A 2,565-nucleotide genomic window follows, 5' to 3' on the forward strand; every position below is an offset into this window, starting at 1 on the left:
CCACAGCATCCCTGGCAACGCGGCTCGAACGAAAACACGAACGGGCTTCTGAGGCAGTACTTCCCTAAAGGCACTGATCTCTCCGTCTATTCACAAACCAGACTTAATGTCGTAGCCAGGCGGCTCAACGAACGTCCCCGAAAGACACTAAACTTCGACACGCCGGCTGAGCGATTTCATCAAACCGTTGCATCGACCGGTTGAATCCGCCGGACGTTGGCGTCATTTGGTTCGGGTTTTCATGGCTCCAATTATCGGCCGGAGCTTTGGTGTCGGGAGGCGCACAGGTCGTACACAGTCGACGAACCGGGTATCGATCCATACGTGACTTTCGGTTGAAAGGAGTGCGCCGGGGCCGATACCCTGGTTAGCAACGAGGCCATTCGGCGCTTAACGATGGTGAGGTCCAAAGACATCACGATGCCACCGGCCTTTGAGCGACCGCCTGATCAAGTTCGTTCCCAGCACGAAGACGATGCCGATTATGCTGCCAATCGCGACGTTTATCGCGCGGTCGTCGGTTGAAAAAAGGGCATGTCCAGCGACGATGATTGCGACGGCGTGCAGCGCGCATCTCGTGCCGAATGCTATGACATATTGATTAAACGCGACGAGCGTCAATGCGAGCGCGGCCGTCAATACGTCTGAGAGTAGCGGGGCGTGTGGCATGAAGATTCCCACCAGCATACCGGCGGGCACGCCGACCATCGCTCCCATCATCCGGTCTTTCCATTTGGCGCACGCCGTCGCGACATCACCGGTGACGACGCTGGCGGCCGACCAGACCAGCCATTGCGCGTAGTGAACGTGATGCCACTCGACGAGCGATGCGGCGACGCCGACGGCGAGGGCAGCGGCGATCATCCCTTCGAAACAGCCGGGTGACGGTGTTTCCGAGACTTGCCGAACGGCGAGCCAACCATGGCTGTTCGATCTGTCCGCGCAGCGCTTTGCAGGATAAGAAATGATCGCGTCCAGTATGACGGGTAGTGCCGCGCAAAGCAGATAGGGGAGCGTGTTGAGACCGAGAAGACCAAGCTGCGCCAGATTCCGCCCGTTCGCATCGTTCGCCGTGACGCAGGCGAGGTACAGGACGGGGATGAAGGTGAAGGAGCCTGCCCAGCGCATCTCTGTGCCTGCGGCAGTGACGGCCACGCAGGCCATCGCGAGCAACACTGACGCAATCACGAACAAAGCTGGCCTTCCGGCGGATATGGTCATTGCGACGAAACCGAGACCTACGACGAGCAAATGCAGCAGCACCCCGAGTGGGGCGAGGCGCGATCGCTCCGCCGCAATAAACGCTGAAACGGTCACGATTTCGATGCGGAACCACATCGGGTTACCTGTCACGAGTCCCGCGATGAAAATAGGCGCAAGCAGCGTGGCGCCGCGCGACAGCATCCTGACGTTGATCAGATTAAACATATGGGCAGTAAGCCTGAGACGACTAACGATTTTTTCTCTTATGGCCAACGCCCGGGTCGAGGCCGGGCGCCCACCGGACTTCTGTACGTCTTATCTGTACGGGCGGCGTTCCGCGCTCTATCTCGGTCGCCACGAACAGCGCGGACATCGAGTATCGGGTGCCAGTGCCGCATATACATGCAGCCAGTTGGGTTCTTCAGCTCACGGGGCTACAGCGCGATGCTTCCTGTACGCCCCTCGCAATGACCAGGCAGTACAAGCCGCTCAGTGCATCGTATGTGCTCCGACGCGCATGCATCAGTGTTGCCCACCGGCGGCTGTACAACAGGCGATATGTTCCCGTTCTTGCGGGTACCGAGCAAACGCCTCATCCGCATGACAGATCTTCGTCCGCCCATGCGGTGCCGGCTCGCCGCTCTCGTTGAGATTGACGAACACCATCTTTTCAACAGTCAGAATGCTCTTGCGGGTGATCTTGTTGCGGACTTCGCAGCGCAGCGTGATTGATGTGCTGCCGAAGTGCGTGGCGGTCATGCCGAGCTCAATGATGTCGCCTTGACGCGCCGAGCTGACGAAATTGATCTCCGACATGAACTTCGTGACAATGCGCTCGTTGGCGAGCTGGCAGATGGCATAGATTGCGGCTTCCTCGTCGATCCAGCGCAGCAGGCTGCCACCGAACAGCGTGCCGTTGGGGTTCAGGTCTTCGGGCTTGACCCATTTGCGGGTATGAAAATTCATCGGGTATCCCATCGTTGAAAGTGGCGCGGCCTTGACGCGGAAGCAAAATAAGGGTTAACACCTAATTTATACTAGGGGTTTCCCCTAGTGTCGTCAAGGATGACAAAAAAACCGGCTCGAGGCCGGCGTGCCGATAGGCGGGACACAATCACACTGCTGACTGTGATGAAAGAGGCCCTGTCTTGACGAGCCGCCAACGGATCGCTCAAACGACAATCACTGTCGGTCGGTCGTCGTCGCCTTGAAAAAACGGCGGCTCGTCGCTCGTCAACAGACGTTCGCCAACCCAGTGCGAAAGACTGCTTCTTTAATTGGGCGGTGATGTCAAGGGCCGATCTCCGATGGTTCGGTTTCGGAAACGTCGTTTGCGCGGGTCACGCTTCTTTCCGCAGTCGG

At 58.4% G+C, this 2,565-nt stretch carries 3 protein-coding genes; 1 reads left to right on the top strand and 2 read right to left on the bottom strand.

The annotated features are described in order from the left end of the window. On the top strand, positions 1-204 hold a 204-nt coding region (locus F759_RS41890; protein WP_161633359.1), incomplete at its 5' end, for an IS30 family transposase. A gap of 186 nt (positions 205-390) precedes the next feature. Here the strand turns inward: F759_RS41890 and F759_RS39925 are convergent. Both F759_RS39925 and F759_RS0135430 read right to left on the bottom strand, forming a co-directional pair. Then, positions 391-1,428, bottom strand: coding sequence for an FUSC family protein (locus F759_RS39925; RefSeq protein ID WP_051377599.1), 1,038 nt, complete (start codon positions 1,426-1,428; stop codon positions 391-393). 297 nt (positions 1,429-1,725) lie between these two features. Beyond that, complete coding sequence (locus F759_RS0135430) at positions 1,726-2,169, bottom strand: acyl-CoA thioesterase (protein ID WP_027803908.1); 444 nt, start codon at positions 2,167-2,169, stop codon at positions 1,726-1,728. Between the last annotated feature and the right edge of the window lie 396 nt (positions 2,170-2,565).

The organism is Paraburkholderia dilworthii (assembly GCF_000472525.1).
Taxonomy (GTDB): domain Bacteria; phylum Pseudomonadota; class Gammaproteobacteria; order Burkholderiales; family Burkholderiaceae; genus Paraburkholderia; species Paraburkholderia dilworthii.

What these genes read in the sequence shown, in the direction of transcription:
- F759_RS39925 (WP_051377599.1), bottom strand. Translation starts at nt 1,428, where the DNA reads ATGTTTAATCTGATCAACGTCAGGATGCTGTCGCGCGGCGCCACGCTG.
- F759_RS0135430 (WP_027803908.1), bottom strand. Translation starts at nt 2,169, where the DNA reads ATGAATTTTCATACCCGCAAATGGGTCAAGCCCGAAGACCTGAACCCC.